The sequence below is a fragment of the Cellulomonas olei genome (assembly GCF_039548315.1).
Classification (GTDB): Bacteria; Actinomycetota; Actinomycetes; order Actinomycetales; family Cellulomonadaceae; genus Cellulomonas.
Genome location: NZ_JBCLVN010000034.1, coordinates 1 through 15699, shown reverse-complemented (window position 1 = coordinate 15699; position 15699 = coordinate 1). Strand labels below are relative to the sequence as shown.

At 74.9% G+C, this 15699-nt stretch carries 12 protein-coding genes and 1 pseudogene; 6 read left to right on the top strand and 7 right to left on the bottom strand.

All coding sequences use genetic code 11. From position 1 onward, the window contains the following. Positions 1-7 precede the first annotated feature (7 nt). Complete coding sequence (locus AAHH18_RS11520) at positions 8-1273, top strand: MFS transporter (protein WP_343301727.1); 1266 nt, start codon at positions 8-10, stop codon at positions 1271-1273. Positions 1274-1282: 9 nt separating this feature from the next. Here AAHH18_RS11520 and AAHH18_RS11515 read toward each other — a convergent pair whose 3' ends face one another. Beyond that, on the bottom strand, positions 1283-2383 hold the full coding sequence (locus AAHH18_RS11515) for a LacI family DNA-binding transcriptional regulator (protein ID WP_343301726.1): 1101 nt from the start codon (positions 2381-2383) through the stop codon (positions 1283-1285). 201 nt (positions 2384-2584) lie between these two features. Between AAHH18_RS11515 and AAHH18_RS11510 the strand changes: the two genes are divergently transcribed. The 5 genes from AAHH18_RS11510 (at position 2585) to AAHH18_RS11490 (ending at position 10549) form a co-directional block, all read left to right on the top strand. After that, positions 2585-3856: an extracellular solute-binding protein gene (locus AAHH18_RS11510; protein WP_283321756.1), complete on the top strand. Its 1272-nt coding sequence runs from the start codon at positions 2585-2587 to the stop codon at positions 3854-3856. 4 nt (positions 3857-3860) lie between these two features. Next, positions 3861-4826, top strand: coding sequence for a carbohydrate ABC transporter permease (locus AAHH18_RS11505; protein ID WP_283321755.1), 966 nt, complete (start codon positions 3861-3863; stop codon positions 4824-4826). 5 nt (positions 4827-4831) lie between these two features. Next, positions 4832-5734, top strand: coding sequence for a carbohydrate ABC transporter permease (locus tag AAHH18_RS11500; RefSeq protein WP_343301725.1), 903 nt, complete (start codon positions 4832-4834; stop codon positions 5732-5734). A 92-nt stretch (positions 5735-5826) separates the two neighbouring features. Beyond that, positions 5827-9303 carry a GH36-type glycosyl hydrolase domain-containing protein gene (locus tag AAHH18_RS11495; RefSeq protein ID WP_343301724.1) on the top strand — a complete coding sequence of 1159 codons (3477 nt, stop codon included), beginning with the start codon at positions 5827-5829 and terminating at the stop codon, positions 9301-9303. Between the two features lie 58 nt (positions 9304-9361). After that, positions 9362-10549, top strand: coding sequence for a glycoside hydrolase family 1 protein (locus AAHH18_RS11490; protein WP_283321753.1), 1188 nt, complete (start codon positions 9362-9364; stop codon positions 10547-10549). Between the two features lie 39 nt (positions 10550-10588). Here the strand turns inward: AAHH18_RS11490 and AAHH18_RS11485 are convergent, their stop codons facing one another. The 6 genes and pseudogenes from AAHH18_RS11485 to AAHH18_RS11465 all read right to left on the bottom strand — a co-directional run. Next, complete coding sequence (locus AAHH18_RS11485) at positions 10589-11002, bottom strand: hypothetical protein (RefSeq protein WP_343301723.1); 414 nt, start codon at positions 11000-11002, stop codon at positions 10589-10591. A 7-nt stretch (positions 11003-11009) separates the two neighbouring features. Beyond that, complete coding sequence (locus tag AAHH18_RS11480) at positions 11010-11195, bottom strand: type II toxin-antitoxin system HicA family toxin (protein ID WP_343301722.1); 186 nt, start codon at positions 11193-11195, stop codon at positions 11010-11012. Positions 11196-11280: 85 nt separating this feature from the next. Continuing rightward, on the bottom strand, positions 11281-12714 hold the full coding sequence (locus AAHH18_RS11475) for a dicarboxylate/amino acid:cation symporter (RefSeq protein WP_343301721.1): 1434 nt from the start codon (positions 12712-12714) through the stop codon (positions 11281-11283). A gap of 84 nt (positions 12715-12798) precedes the next feature. After that, the gene (locus AAHH18_RS18305; protein ID WP_374225953.1) at positions 12799-12870 is read right to left on the bottom strand and encodes a putative leader peptide; all 72 of its coding nucleotides are present in this window, start codon (positions 12868-12870) and stop codon (positions 12799-12801) included. Between the two features lie 169 nt (positions 12871-13039). Continuing rightward, complete coding sequence (gene acs, locus AAHH18_RS11470; protein ID WP_283321908.1) at positions 13040-14989, bottom strand: acetate--CoA ligase; 1950 nt, start codon at positions 14987-14989, stop codon at positions 13040-13042. A 187-nt stretch (positions 14990-15176) separates the two neighbouring features. Next, positions 15177-15699: pseudogene (locus AAHH18_RS11465) on the bottom strand (hypothetical protein); the annotation flags it as partial.

The window sequence follows — 15699 nt, the reverse complement described above, 5'->3', positions numbered from 1 at the left end:
GGGAGGCATGTCCACCACGACCGTCCGCCTCGGCACCCCGGCGCCCGTCGTCCCCGCCGTCGGGCACGGGACCGGCTTCTGGCTCGTCGCCGCGGCGTTCCTCACGACGATGGCGTTCTCCACCGTCCCCGCGCCCCTGTACCCGCTCTACCAGGAGGCCGACGGGTTCTCGACGCTGACGGTGAGCGTCGTCTTCGCCGCGTACGCCGTCGGCGTCGTCGTCAGCCTGCTGCTCGCGGGGCACGTGTCCGACCGGGTCGGCCGGCGTGCGGTCCTGCTGCCGGCACTCGGCCTGGAGCTGGTGGCCGCCGTGCTGTTCCTGTCCGGGTCGGCGCTGCCGCTGCTGCTCGTGGCCCGCTTCGTCAGCGGGCTCGGCGTCGGCGCGCTGACGGCCACCGCCACGGCGCACCTGCAGGACCTCCACGCCCGCCACCGCCCCGGCGCACCCGACCACCGGCTGCACGCCGTGTCCACCGTCGCGAACCTCGGCGGCCTCGGCGTCGGCGCGCTCGTCGCGGGCCTGCTCGCCCAGACCGGGGTGGCTCCGCTGCGCCTGTCGTACGCCGTGTTCGCCGTGCTGCTCGCCGGCGCGGTGGTGGCCGTGCTGCGCACGCCGGAGACCGTCGAGCGCGGCCCGCGCGCCGCCGCGCACCCGCCCTACCGGCCCCAGCGCCCGCGGGTGCCGGCCGGCCCCGCGCGGCGGCCGTCGCTGGTGGCGCTGGCCGGTGCCGCGGCGTCGTTCGCGGTGTTCGGCGTCTTCACGTCCGTGGCGCCCGGGTTCGTGGCCGGCACGCTGCACCACCCCGCGCGTGCGCTCGCCGGGCTGGTGGTGTTCGTGGTGTTCGGGTCGGCCGCGGCGGCGCAGGTGCTGGGCCGCCGCGTCCGCACCGACCGGCGCCTGCGCGCGGGCGCCGCGGCGGAGGCGGCCGGCCTGGTGCTGCTCGTCGCCGGCATGGCCGCCGCGTCGCTGCCGCTGTTCCTCGTGGGAGGTGCCGTGACCGGTGCGGGCGCGGGGCTGCTGTTCGCCGCGGCGGTCGCCACCGTGAGCGGGGCCGCGGAGCCGGCCCGGCGCGGCGAGGCGCTCGCGGGCCTGTTCCTCGTGGCCTACCTCGGGCTGAGCGTGCCCGCGCTCGCCCTCGGGCTGCTGACGCTCCGGGTGCCGGCGACGGCGGCGATGGCCGCGCTGGCCGGCGCCCTGGTCGTCGTGCTGGCGGCGGTCGCGCTCGCGGGCCGGCCGGGCGGGCGCGCGTCGTCCCGCGCCGGGGAGGGCTGACCGTCCCGCTCAGGCGTCCGGGCAGCCGCAGCTCCGGCGCCGCACCACCTGCACGGGCAGGCGGTGCGACTCGGGCTCGCCCCCGGCGGCGCCGGCGTGCCGCACGAGCACCTGCACCGCGAGGCGCCCCATGGCGGCCATCGGCTGGCGCACCGTCGTGAGCGTGGGTCGCGCCAGCCGCCCGGCGAGGATGCCGTCGAACCCCGTGACCACGACGCGGTCGGGCACGGGCACGCCGCGCGCCGCCAGCAGGTCCAGCACGGCGAGCGCCGTCTGGTCGCTGGCGCAGACGAGGGCCCGGGGGAGCCGGTCGGCGTCCGCGAGGGCGGCGACCACCTCCAGCCGGTGCGGCTCGGCGAGGTCGGTGGGGTCGAGCGGCTCGGAGGGGACGTCGATCCCGGCGGCGCCGAGGGCCTCCTGGAACCCGGCGAACCGGTCGGCGTAGTCGGGCGTGCTCAGCCGGCCGACGAACGCGAGGTCGCGCAGGTGGTGGTCGCCGACGAGGTGGCCCACGAGGTCGCGCATGCCGGCGCGGTTGTCGACGGTCACGTGGTGCAGGCCGTCCGCGACCGGCGGCATGCTGAACGCCACCACCGGGATCCGCCGCGCCACGTGCTCGAGGGCCTCCACCGGCGTCGGCCCGGGGAACATCGCGAGGCCGTCCACGCGTCCGGCGATCTCCGTCACCGACGCCCCCGACCCGGAGCCGCTGGACAGCAGGAGGGCCTGCCCGCGCTGCCAGCACTCGAGCTCGACGCCGCGCTGCACCTCGTCCACGTACAGCGGGAAGGCGCGCGGGTCGGAGTCCGGGTCGGTGCCCGGCGTGGCACCCGCGCCGCGGCTGGCGCCGGGGCCGGCGCCCCCGTCGGCGCCCTCCTGCGGGGCGGCGAGCATGAGGTCGAACGAGTACAGGCCGAGCGCGCCGGTGCTGCCGTGGGCGAGGCCCCGGGCGCTGCCCGACGGCACGTAGCCGAGCTCGCGGGCGGCGACGAGCACCGCCTCACGGGTGGACGCGCGCACGCGCTCGGGCTGCCGGAACGTGAACGACACGGTGGCGATCGACACGCCGGCGCGCTCCGCGACGTCGTACACGGTGGGTCGACGCGGCACTGCTCACCTCCCTCGCGGCCCGTGGCCGGTCCGATCGTAGGGGCTGGCCGGACGCGGCACCCGCGACGTCCGTCCGGGGCGCCCCCGGTTGCGCGATCCACTCTATGCGCTTAACATCACACACGATCTAAGCGCATAGACCCGTGAGGCGCACCGTGCGCCGATCAGCCGCCGCACCGTCCGTTCGAGGAGGAACGACCCATGATCCGTCCCGCTGCGCGTGTCGCCCTGGTGACCGCGCTCGCCCTGACCGCACTCACCGCGTGCGGCCGCTCCGACGACACCGGCACCGGCAGCACCGACGAGTCCACCCTGTCCTCCGGGGCCGCCTCCGGCGAGCTGACCGTGTGGGCCATGGGTGCCGAGGGCGAGGCCCTGCCGGACTTCGTGCAGGACTTCGTCGCCGACAACCCCGACGTCGACATCGAGGTCGTCCCGATCCCGTGGGACGCCGCCCGCGACAAGTTCCAGACCGCGATCGCCGCCGGCACCACGCCGGACGTCGCGATGATGGGCACCACGTGGATGGCCGAGTTCGGCGACGCGTTCGCCCCGGTGCCCGACGGCATCGACACCGGCGACTTCTTCGAGGGGTCCGTCGGCACCACGGAGCTCGACGGCCAGGCGGTCGGCGTGCCGTGGTACGTCGACACCCGCGTCCTCTACTACCGCACCGACCTCGCCGAGCAGGCCGGGTGGGACGAGGCGCCGGCCGACTGGGACGAGCTGCAGCAGATGCTCACCGACATCAAGGACAAGACGGACGCCGAGTACGGCATCCGGATGCTGGCGTCGGGCAACGACGCGTTCCAGGGCTCGCTCTGGGCCCCGTGGTCCAACGGCGCGAGCCTGATGGACGACGACGGCACCGAGTGGACGCTCGACACCCCGGAGATGGCCGAGGCGTACGAGTACTACACGTCGTTCTTCGACAAGGGCCTCGCGGACGCCCAGGCCGACCGGACCCCCGGCGCCACCGAGGCCGACTTCGTCGCCGGCCGCGTCGGCGCCTTCATCGAGGGCCCGTTCATGATGGGCTCGCTCGAGCAGCTCGGCGGCGAGGAGTTCGCGGACCAGTACGCCACCGCGCGGATCCCCGCCGGGAAGACGTCCACCTCGTTCGCGGGCGGCTCCAACCTCGTGGTCTTCAACGACTCCGACAACCAGGACGCCGCCTGGAAGCTCGTCGACTGGCTGACCCAGCCCGACGTGCAGGTCGACTTCTACGAGCTCACGGGCGACCTGCCGTCGCAGCAGTCCGCCTGGGACGACCCGGCCCTGGCCGACGACGAGAAGCTGGCCGTCTTCGGCGAGCAGCTCCAGGACACCCAGTCCCCGCCGGTCAACACCGCGTGGGTCCAGGTGGCCGCCGCCGCCGACTCCGCCCTGGAGCGCATGATCGTCAGCGGCGAGGAGCCGGCCGACGCGCTCGCCGCCCTCCAGGAGCAGGCCTCGTCGATCGGCGTGGGCTGACGCCATGAGCGCGACCACCACCCGTGCGGCCGGGGCCACCGGTCCCGGCCGCACGGCCAGCCGCCGCAGCACGCCGGAGCGCGGGCCCGTCGCCGCGCGCCGACGCCGTCAGGGCCGGGTCGCGTGGCTGTTCGCCGCGCCGTTCGTCCTGGTCTTCGGGTTCTTCATGCTCGTGCCGCTGCTGTCGTCGTTCGGGATGTCCTTCACGGACTTCACCGCGCGCGACGTCCGCAGCCCGCTCGCCGTGAACTTCGTGGGCCTCGACCAGTACGTGACGCTGTTCGGCGACGCGAGGTTCCTGAAGTCGCTCGGGGTCACGGCGACGTTCGTGGTGATCGGCATCCCCGTGACGATGGCCGTCGCCCTGCTGCTGGCGATCGCGCTCAACAACGGCATCGGCCGGTTCCGCGCGGCGTTCCGGGTCGGGTTCTACGCCCCCGTCGTCACCAGCATCGTCGCGGTGTCGGTGGTGTGGCGGTACATGCTGCAGCCCGACGGCCTCATCAACACCGCGCTCGGCTGGGTCGGCATCGACGGGCCGTCGTGGCTCACGGACACCCGGTGGGCGCTGCCCGCGCTGATCCTCATGGCGGTGTGGCGGAACGTCGGCACGCTCATGGTGATCTTCCTGGCCGGCCTCCAGGCCGTCCCCGCGGACGTGCAGGAGGCCGCGACGATGGACGGCGCCTCCGCCTGGCGCCGGCTGGTCAGCATCACGCTGCCCCTGCTGCGCCCGACGCTGCTGCTCGGCGCCGTGCTCGTCTCCGTCGGGTACCTGCAGTTCTTCGAGGAGGCCTTCGTGATGACGCAGGGCGGCCCGCTGGACTCCACCCTGTCGACGGCCTACTACACGTTCGAGCAGTTCGGCTTCGGCAAGTACGGGCAGGCGTCCGCCGCCTCGTACGTGCTGTTCCTGGCGATCGCGCTCCTGAGCCTGCTGCAGTTCCGGCTGCTGCGCTCGAAGGACTGAGGGACATGGCCACCACGACACCGCCCGTGACCCCCGCCGTGCCCGCGCCCCGCGCGCAGGCCGCCCCGTCGCGGTCCCCGCGCCGCCGCCGGTTCCCGACCGGGCGCGCGCTGACCTACACCGTCCTCGTCGTCGGCGTCGCGCTCTGGCTGCTGCCATTCGTGTGGATGGTGCTCGGGTCGGTCAAGACGCAGCGCGAGATCCTCACCCGGCCGCCGACCTGGTGGCCGCAGGAGCCGACCGGCGCGAACTTCGCCACCTGGTTCGACGAGCTGCACTTCACGCAGTACTTCACGAACTCGTTCGTCGTCGCCGTCGTGACGGTGCTCGGGAACCTGCTGTTCTGCTCGATGGTCGGCTACGCGCTGGCCAAGATGGACTTCGCCGGCAAGAAGGTGCTGTTCACGGTCGTGATGACCATGCTCATGGTCCCCGGCGTCGTGACGTTCGTGCCGCTGTTCGTCATGGTCACCAAGCTCGGGCTGCTCAACACGTACGCCGCGCTGATCCTGCCGTTCGTCACCCAGCCCGTCGGCGTGTTCCTCATGCGGCAGTTCATGCTCGGCATCCCGGACGAGCTCCTGGAGGCCGCGCGCATGGACGGCGCGGGGGAGCTGCGGATCTTCGCGCGCGTCGTGATGCCGCTGTGCGGCCCGCCGCTCGCGACGCTCGGCATCCTGACGTTCCTCGGCTCCTGGAACAACTTCCTGTGGCCGCTGGTCGCCTCGCAGAGCCAGGACATGTACACGCTGCCGGTGGCGCTGTCGCTGTACTCGACCGGGCAGCGCGGCACCGACTACGGCCTGCTGCTCGCCGGCGCGGTGCTCATCATCACGCCGATCCTGCTGCTGTTCCTGGCCCTGCAGCGCTACTTCATCCAGGGCGTGGCCACCACCGGCCTGAAGTGACACCGGGTGCGCCGTCGCGCGACGGCGCACCCGGCGTCCGGCCCCGCGTCCGGCCGTCCCGCACCCGCACCACCGAAGAGGTTCCCGCACCGATGACCCGCACCCTCCTGCGCCCGCAGCACCGCACCGAGCCCGACGCCGGCGTGGCCACGCCGGGCGGCGTCGACGTCCGGCTCACCCCCGCGGGCGACGTGCGCGCGATCCGCGCCCCCGGCGGCCTGCTCGTCAACCAGTACGTGCCGGGGCCGCACGACGTCGCGACCGGCGGCCTGCACCTGCGCCGCACCGGCCCCGGCGGCGTGGACGCGGTGCCGCTGACGGGCGCCCGGTCGCCCGCCGCGCACCGGGTCGGCGACGGGTGGGTCCGCTGGGACGGGTCCGGTCTGGGCGTGCGCTGGACCGTGCACCTCGTGCTGGACCCGGACCGCACGGCCTGGGTGTGGCGCGTCGAGCTCGCGGCGGAGGGCGGCGCCGAGCCCGGCACGACGTACGACGTGGCGTTCCTGCAGGACCTGTCGCTGTCGCCGGAGGCCGCGGCCCAGTCGTCCGAGCCGTACGTGAGCCAGTACGTCGCGCACCGCCTGGAGCGGGACGCGCGGTTCGGCCGCGTGGTGCTGAGCCGGCAGACGATGACCTCCGCGCCGGCCCTGCCGCTGGCGGCCGTGGTGCTCGCGGAGGGTGCCGTCGCCGCGGGGACCGACGCGTTCGACCTCCACACCCCGCGGGCGCGCGCCGGGCTCACGCCGGCGTTCCTCACGGGTGACCCGTGGCCGGACCGGGTGCGGCAGCACGAGATGGCCACGGCCGCCCTGCTGTCCCACCCGAGCGACCTGGCGACGCCGCGCGTCCTGCACGCCGTGACCGGGTTCTGGCCGGACCGGCGCGGCCCGATGACGGCGGTGCTCGCGGAGCTGCCCGCACTCGCGGACGACCTGGTCGCGCGCGCCGGCATCGCGGCGGCGACCTCCGCACCCGCGGGACCGGTGCGCGACGAGCGCTCGCTGCTGGCGACCGCCCCGCTGCTGTCCGGCGCCCCGCTCACGGACGACGCCCTGCTCGCGCTCGGCGACGGGGCGCGGTACCCGGAGCGGGACGACGCCACCGGCGCGCTGCTGACGTTCTTCACCTCCGGCGGCGCCCACGTCGTGCGCGGGGAGAAGGACCTCCTGCTCGACCGGCCGCACGGCCACGTGCTGCTCTGCGGCGACGCGCTCGCCCCGGACCGCCCGACCCTGTCGACCACGGTGTTCGCGCACGGGGTGGTCGGCTCCCACACGGTGCTGGGCAACACGTCGTTCGACCGGTTCGCGAGCGTGCACCGCAACCACCTCAACCTGCTGCGGTCCAACGGCGTGCGGGTGCTGGTGCGCCGCGACGGCGCGGCGGCCTCCCCGGACGGCGTCGCGGCCTCCCCGGAGGGCGGGGCGACCTCCCCGGAGGGCGTCGCGGCGGGTCCGGGCGACGCGTGGCGGCTGCTCGGCCAGCCGTCGGCGTTCGTGCTCGACGTCGGCGAGGCCCGCTGGCTGTACCGGTGGGCGGACCTCGAGGTGGAGGTGCGGACCGTCGCCGCCTCCGACCGCGCGGTCCTGCTGACCGAGGTGCGCGCCTCCGCGGACCTGGACGTGCTGGTCACGACCGACGTCGAGCTCCGTGACGGGGCGTGGCGCGCGGAGCCGTCGGACGACGGCGCCGCGCTCGCCTTCCGCGCGGAGCCCGGCACCGCGGTGGCGGAGCACCACGACGCGCTCACCTACGTCCTGGCCGCGTCGCCCGGCGCGACGGTCGCGGGCGACGGCGTGCTGCTGCCCGACGGCGAGGACCGCGGCACGTCCGTGGTGACGGTCCGCGCGTCCGCGACCCGGCTGCTGCGCGTCGCCGTCGCGGCGGACCTGGAGCGCGGGGCCGTGGCGGTGCCGGAGGCCGTCAGCGTCGTGGCCGAGGGGCTCGACCGCGCCCGGCACGCCGCCGGGCACCGGGCGACGCTCGCCGCGCTGACCCGCGACCTGCGGGTCGCGCCCGGCTCCCGGCTCGCGGAGCTCGAGGTGCTGCTGCCGTGGTGGGCGCACGACGCGCGGGTACACTTCCTGGTGCCGCACGGTCTCGAGCAGTACTCGGGCGCCGCGTGGGGCACCCGCGACGTGTGCCAGGGCCCGTTCGAGCTGCTGCTGGCCGCCGGCCGGTTCGCGACCGCACGCGACGTGCTGCTGCGGGTGCTGTCCCGGCAGTCGGTCGCGGGGACGTTCCCGCAGTGGTTCATGTTCGACGACTACGCCGAGGTGCTGCAGGAGCACGCGCACGGCGACGTGGTGGTCTGGCCGCTGTTCGCGCTCGGGCAGTACCTGCGGGCGACCGGTGACCTGGGCGTGCTGGACGAGGTGGTGCCGTTCCGCGACGGCGGGCCCGCGACCGTCGCCGCCCACGTGGAGGCGCTGCTCGCGTACCAGGAGCACAACCGCGTCCCCGGCACCGCGCTGCCGGCGTACGGCGAGGGTGACTGGGACGACACCCTGCAGCCCGCGCGCCCGGAGATGCGGGAGCGGATGACGTCGACCTGGACGGCCGCGCTCACGTACCAGGCGCTGACGCTGGCCGCCGGGGAGCTGGCCGGTGCCCCGGCGCCCGGCGTGCGGGCGCTCGCCGACCGCATGGCGTCCGCCGCCGCGGACGTGCTCGCCGACGTCCGGCGGCTGCTGCTGCCCGACGGCGTGGCGGCCGGCTTCGCGACCGTCGAGGACGGCGAGGCCACGCCGGTCATCCACCCGCGCGACACGTCGACGGGCCTCACGTACCGGCTCATCGCCATGACCCGCCCCGTCATCGCCGAGCTGTTCGACGCCGACGAGGCCGCCCGGCACGAGGCGATCGTGCGCGAGCACCTGCACTTCCCCGACGGCGTGCGCCTGACGAACCGCCCGGCGCGGTTCGCCGACGGCGAGGTCGAGAGCTTCCTGCGCGCCGAGCAGGCGGCGTTCTTCGGCCGCGAGGTCGGGCTGATGTACGTGCACGCGCACGTGCGCTGGGTCGAGGCGCTCGCGAGCCTGGGCCGCGCCGCTGTCGGCGAGGAGCTGCTGCGGCTGTCCCCGATCGGGATGCGGGACCGGGTGCCCAGCGCCCTGCCGCGCCAGCGCACCTGCTACACGTCGTCGTCCGACGCGACCTTCCCCGACCGGTACGCCGCCGCCGAGGGCTTCGACCGGCTGCGCACCGGCGACGTCCCGACGGCCGACGGCTGGCGGGTCTACTCCTCCGGGCCCGGCATCTACCTGCGCCAGGTCGTCCAGGGCCTGCTCGGCCTCGAGGAGCGCGCGGACGTGCTGGTGCTCGACCCGGCGCTGGCCCCCGAGGACGACGGCCTCGAGGTCGACGTGGTGCTGGCCGGGCGGAGCCGGCGCGTCCGGTACCACGTGGACCCGGCGGCGGCCGGCGTCGAGGTGCGCCTGGACGGTGCGTCCGCGCCGGTGCCCGCCACGCCGCAGCCGCGCCGGTACCGCACCGGGGGGGCGGCCGTGCCGCTCGACCTGCTGCGGGACGTCGCCGTGCTGGACGTCCGGACCCCGCCGGGGACCTGACCCGGCCCGACCCAGCAGGCCTCCCGACCCCCTCCGACCCCGACGAGAAGGACCACCCATGACCGTCCGCCGCTTCCCCGACGGCTTCCTGTGGGGCGCCGCCACGGCCGCCCACCAGGTCGAGGGCAACAACGTGAACTCCGACTGGTGGGTGCGCGAGCACGCCCCGGGCACCGACCTGCCCGAGCCGTCCGGCGACGCCGCCGACTCCTACCACCGGTACCCCGAGGACATCGCGCTGCTGGCGGGGCTCGGCCTGAACACGTACCGGTTCAGCATCGAGTGGGCCCGGATCGAGCCCGAGCAGGGCTACGTGTCGCGGGCGCAGCTCCAGCACTACCGCCGCATGGTCGACACCTGCCGCGAGCACGGGCTCACCCCGTCGGTGACGCTGCACCACTTCACGCACCCGCGCTGGTTCGCGAGGCTCGGCGGCTGGCGCAACCCCGTCGCGCCCGACCTGTTCGCCCGCTACACCGAGGCGGTGCTGCCGGTGCTCGGCGACGACGTCGAGTGGGTGTGCACCGTCAACGAGCCCAACATGGTCGCGATGACGCGCGGCGAGGAGGGCACCGAGATGACGGCGTCCCGCCTGCCGGCGCCCGACCCGCAGATCACGGACGCGCTGATCGCGGCGCACGGGCGCTCGCGGGACGTGCTGTCCGGCGTCGGGCAGGTGCGGTCCGGGTGGTCCGTCGCGACGCAGGCGTACCACCCCGCCACGCCGGACGCCGTGGAGGCGACGGCCGCCTACGGGTACCCGCGCGAGGACGTGTTCCTCGACGCGGCCGCCGGCGACGACTGGATCGGCGTGCAGGCGTACCTGCGCACGTTCATCGACCGGGACGGGCGGCCCGTGCCCGTCGCCGACGACGTCGAGAAGACGCTCATCGGCTGGGAGTACTTCCCGCCCGCGCTCGGCATCGGCGTCCGCAACGCGTGGGCCCGCACCGGCGGCGTGCCGGTGGTCGTCACGGAGAACGGCATCGCCACGCAGGACGACGCCCGCCGCATCGACTACACCCACGACGCCCTGGTCGGGCTGCACGACGCGATGGCCGACGGCATCGACGTGCGCGGGTACCTGCACTGGTCGGCGCTCGACAACTACGAGTGGGGCTCGTACACCCCGACGTTCGGGCTCATCGCCTGGGACCGGCAGACGTTCGCGCGCACGCCGAAGCCCAGCGCGCACTGGCTCGGGCAGGTCGCCCGCTCCGGCGAGCTGACCCACCCGCACCGCTGACGCCCGCCGCCGGGCCCGCCCGCGCGCGGGCCTGGCGGGTCAGCCGGAGGCGAGGAGCTGCTGCGCGCGCTGGTGCGACACGCCGAGCACCGCACCGATGTCCCGCTGCGGGACGTCGAGCGCCGCGAGGTCCCGGGCGAGCGACCGCGTGTGCTCCCCGAGCCGACGCTCGAGCTCCTGCGCCTCGCGGCGCTCGCGCGCGATCTCCTCGAGCCGGCTCTGGACGTCGAGGTCCCCGATGCGCTCGATGTCGAGCGTGATCTCCATGTCCTCGGGAGCCACGTCGAGCGACACCGAGATGAGCTCGCGGGCCATGGTCACGACGTCGGCGAGGCGGCGGGCCTGGGTGAGGCCGCCGACCTGCGGTACGGAGACCATCCACCACCGCTCGTCTCGCCGGACGTGGACGAGGAACCGCGGCTTGCCGCTCCCGCTCACCTGGTCGGTCTGCATCCGGACCTCACCTCTCTCCCTCGGCGGACCGTGCCGTGGCGATCACCGCGCGGACCTGCCGGTAGACGCCCGGCGAGATGGTCGCGTAGCCGTCAGGCACGACGACCGCGGCACCGGACGGGTGCCGCCACAGGCTGTGCGAGCCACGCGAGCGGACGGGCGCGAAGCCCTCCGCGCGCAGCTCTCGCAGCACGCGGCGCGTCGGTTGACCGCTGACCACTGACCACTGACCTAGCCTAGGTCCCTTGCATCACTCAGGCAAGGGGCCTAGGCGGCGGTCAGCGTGCCCCCGCCGCGCCGACCGGCTCGACCTCGCGTGCGCCGTCCGCGCCCGGGGCGGCGTCCGCGTCCTCGGTGAAGAGGTCCTCCGCCTGGGCGGAGTCGTACTGCGCCTGGTCGAGGATGCCCTCGCGCTTCGCGACGACCGTCGGCACCAGCACCTGGCCCGCGACGTTCACGGCCGTGCGGCCCATGTCGAGGATCGGGTCGATGGCCAGCAGCAGCCCGACGCCCGCGAGCGGCAGCCCGACGGTCGACAGCGTGAGGGTCAGCATGACGATCGCGCCCGTGAGGCCCGCGGTGGCCGCCGACCCGACGACCGACACGAACGCGATGAGCACGTAGTCGAGCACCGACAGGTCGATGCCGAAGATCTGCGCGACGAAGATCGCAGAGATCGCCGGGTAGATCGAGGCGCAGCCGTCCATCTTCGTGGTCGCCGCCAGCGGCACCGCGAACGACGCGTACTCCGACGGGACGCCGAGGTTGCGCTCCGTGACGCGCTGCGTGACCGGCATGGTGCCGATCGAGGACCGGGAGACGAACGCGAGCTGGATGGCCGGCCACGCGCCGCGGAACCAGCGAAGCACGCTGAGGCCGTTCAGCCGCAGGATCACCGGGTAGACGACGAGCAGCACGAGTGCGAGGCCGACGTAGACCGCGACCGCGAACCGCCCGAGGGACGCCAGGGAGTCCCAGCCGTAGGCGGCGACGGCGTGCCCGACGAGGCCGAGCGTGCCGATCGGCGCGAGCCGGATGATCCACCACAGCACCTTCTGCACGACGACGAGCGCCGACCGCACGAACGTCAGGAACGGGTCGGCCTTGGGGCCGGTGCGCAGCACCGCGACGCCGATGACGATCGCGACCACGATGATCTGCAGCGCGTTGAAGCTGACGGACGTGCTGAGCGTGCCGTCGTCCGCCGCGGACGTGCTGGCTCCCAGGCCCAGCACGTTCCCCGGGATGAGGCCCTGGAGGAAGTCCGTCCACGAGCCGGTCCGGCCCGGGTCGGACGCCTGGTCGAGCGAGATGGTCGTGTGCCTGCCGGGCTGGAGCACCAGGCCGAGCACGATGCCGATCACCACCGAGACGGCGGCGGTGATCGCGAACCACAGCAGCGTCCGCCAGGCGAGCCGGGCGCCGTTCGCGACGTTCCGCAGGTTCGCGACCGAGGCGACGATCGCGGTGAAGATCAGCGGCGGGACGATCGCCCGCAGGAGCGTGACGAACGACGAGCCGATCGTGTCGAGCGTCGAGGTGAGCCAGTTCGGCGTCTCGGCGTCGGTCCCGGCGTCGACGGGGCCGATGGCGAGCGCGACGGCGCCGAGGGCGACGCCGAGCACGAGCGCGAGGACGATCTGGGTGCCGAAGCTGCCCAGCAGGGTGCGGGCGCGCGAGCGCTCGCGGACCGCGGGTGCGGTGGAGGACATGGCAGGGCCTTTCGCCGGGCGCGCCGCAGCGGCCCGGAGGGGACGGGGGAGGTGCCCGCGTGGCGGGCCGGGACCGGGGTGCGGTCAGCGACAGAGCGCGCTGGCGACCCGGCGGAGGTCGACGGCGCGACGCGCGGTGAGGTCCCACCCGGTCATGTCGACGTGCCCCCTGGTCTCGCTGCGGTCGGCGCCGGCGCGCGCCCCGTGGAACCCGGGGCCGGCGGGCCGGCACGCCCCGCCGTGGCGGGGCAACCGCGCCATCGTACGGACCGGGCGCCCGGTGCGCGCGCCGACCTCTCACGCACCGGACGTCTGCGACGTGCCGTCAGGCCCGCGGCGCCGCCAGGCCCTGCTGGATGAGGTCCATGACCGAGGAGTCGGCGAGGGTGGTCGCGTCGCCGACCTGCCGGTGCTCGGCCACGTCGCGCAGCAGCCGGCGCATGATCTTCCCGGAGCGCGTCTTCGGCAGCTCCGGCACGACGAGGATCGTGCGGGGCTTGGCGATCGGCCCGATCTGCCGGGCGACGTGGGCGCGCAGCTCGGTGGCGACGTCCTCCGGGGAGGCTGCCGCGGCGTCGCCGCGCAGGATCACGAACGCGACGACGGCCTGCCCGGTCGTGTCGTCGGCGGCGCCGACCACGGCGGCCTCCGCGACGGACGGGTGCGACACCAGCGCCGACTCGATCTCCGTGGTGGACAGGCGGTGGCCGGACACGTTCATGACGTCGTCGACGCGCCCGAGCAGCCAGATGTCGCCGTCCTCGTCCTTCTTGGCGCCGTCGCCGGCGAAGTACAGGCCGGGGAACCGCGACCAGTACGTGTCGCGGAACCGCTGCTCGTCGCCCCAGATGCCGCGCAGCATCGACGGCCAGGGCTTCGTCAGCACGAGGTAGCCGCCGGAGCCGTTCGGCACGGGGTGCGCGTCGTCGTCGAGGACGTCGGCGGCGATGCCCGGCAGCGGGGTCTGCGCCGACCCGGGCTTCGCCGTGGTGACGCCGGGCAGCGGGCTGATCATGATCGCGCCGGTCTCGGTCTGCCACCAGGTGTCGACGACCGGCGTGCGGTCCCCGCCGATCACCCGGCGGTACCAGGTCCACGCCTCCGGGTTGATGGGCTCGCCCACCGACCCGAGCACGCGCAGGCTCGACAGGTCGAACGCGCCCGGCACGTCCTCGCCCCACTTCATGCAGGTGCGGATCGCCGTCGGGGCGGTGTACAGGATCGACACCCGGTACTTCTGCACGATCTCCCACCAGCGCCCGCGGTGCGGGGTGTCGGGGGTGCCCTCGTAGATCACCTGGGTCGCGCCGTTCACCAGCGGGCCGTAGACGACGTACGAGTGGCCGGTCACCCAGCCGATGTCGGCGGTGCACCAGTAGACGTCCGTCTCCGGCTTGAGGTCGAAGACGTTGCGGTGCGTCCACGCGGTCTGCGTGAGGTAGCCGCCGGTGGTGTGGAAGATGCCCTTCGGCTTCCCGGTCGTGCCCGAGGTGTAGAGGATGAACAGCGGGTGCTCGGCCTCGACGGCCACGGGCTCGTGGTGGTCGTCGGCCGTGTCGACCGCGTCGTGCCACCAGACGTCGCGCTCGGGCGTCCACGGCACGTCCTGGCCGGTCCGCCGGACGACGAGCACGTGGCGCACCAGGTCGCCGCTGCCCTTGGCGAGCGCCTCGTCGACGGTCGGCTTCAGGGGGCTCGGGGCCCCGCGCCGGTAGCCGCCGTCGGCGGTGATGACGACGGACGCCTCGGCGTCGACGATGCGGGAGTGCAGGGCCTCCGCGGAGAAGCCGCCGAACACCACCGAGTGGGGCGCGCCGATCCGGGCGCACGCGAGCATCGCGACGACGGCCTCGGGGATCATCGGCAGGTAGATCGCGACCCGGTCGCCGGTGCGCACGCCCAGCGCGGTCAGGGCGTTCGCGGCCCGCGACACCTCGCGCTGCAGGTCGGCGTACGTGAGCGTGCGGGTGTCACCCGGCTCGCCCTCGAAGTGCAGCGCCACCCGGTCGCCGTTCCCCGCCTCGACGTGGCGGTCCACCGCGTTGTACGCCGCGTTGAGGCGCCCGTCGGCGAACCAGCGCGCGACCGGGGCGCCCGACCAGTCGAGCACCTCCTCGAACGGCTGCGACCAGTCAAGGAGCGAGCGCGCCTGCTCGGCCCAGAACTCCAGCGGCGCGGCGTTGGCCCAGGCGTACAGCTCCGCGTGCGCGTTCGCCTGCGCGGCGAACTCCGGGTCCGGCGGGAACCGGCGGTCCTCGGTGAGCAGGTTCTCCAGGCTCTCGCGCCGGGAGCCCGCGTCCCCCTCGGGCGGCGTGGGCTGCGCGGTCTGCGGAGCGGAGTTGTCGACGGCCACGGGTGCCTCCAGCGCAACGACGTCGGTGCGGTCGGGTGGCGGACCGTGCGGCCCGCGCCCACCGCACTCTAGTAGGACTTTCGTCCCGTGCGAGGGGAGGTGGCGCAGGTCAGTCGCGGGGCAGCCACCGGCGTCGGGCTGCCGCGACGGTCAGCCCCGCGGCGAGCAGCAGCGCCCCGACGACGAACACGGTCCCGGAGGTCGCGGTGACCGTCGCCCGCGTCACCGACCCCGTCGTGCTGTCCGTCGCGAACCACCGCACGGTGTCCGCGTGCGTCGTCGCCGGCACGTACAGGTACACGACGCCCACCACCGCCGCGACGAGGCCCGCGGTCACCGGCACCGCCGGCGTCCACAGGCCCAGACCGACGACGAGCGCGAGCACCAGCACCCCGGCGGTGACCAGCACGACGCCGACCGGGTCGTACGACGCGTCCCAGCCCGGTGCCTGCGCCCCGAGCACCCGCGACTGACCCAGCACGGTCACCCAGACACCCACCGCGCCCAGCAGCAGGCCCACCAGGACGCCCAGCAGGTGCCGGCCGGCGCCACCGCCCGGGCGGCGGACCGGCTCCGGGCGCGGAGCGGCGGACCCGGCGCGGCGCGAGCGCACGGCGGCCGGCGCGGGGCCC